This window comes from Pseudomonas fluorescens, from assembly GCF_000968015.1.
In the GTDB taxonomy this organism is placed as follows: Bacteria; Pseudomonadota; Gammaproteobacteria; order Pseudomonadales; family Pseudomonadaceae; genus Aquipseudomonas; species Aquipseudomonas fluorescens_W.
Window position 1 is genome coordinate 16848 of sequence record NZ_LACH01000064.1, and the last position, 239, is coordinate 17086.

A 239-nucleotide genomic window follows, 5' to 3' on the forward strand; every position below is an offset into this window, starting at 1 on the left:
GAGGGTGACGGTGACCGGATCCTTCTGCGCCGTGACCAGCTTGCCATTGGCATCGGTCAGCGTCGCGGTGTAGGTGATGGTGCCGTTTTCGTTCACGCTCGGCGAGGCGGTCAACTTCACGGTGGTGGCGTCGTTGACGTCAGTGACCGAGGTGGTGACCGGGGTTTTCACCGGGGCGATGGCTTCGAGGTTGCCGCCGGATGCGGCCTTGATGGACTCGGTAACGGTGGTTGGACCTT

The 239-nt window shown here is 63.2% G+C and carries 1 protein-coding gene; it reads right to left on the reverse strand.

Annotation, left to right across the window (positions count from 1 at the left end):
- Window positions 1-239 (reverse strand): immunoglobulin-like domain-containing protein (locus tag VD17_RS32755; RefSeq protein WP_259674597.1); only part of this gene is annotated, 239 nt, incomplete at both ends.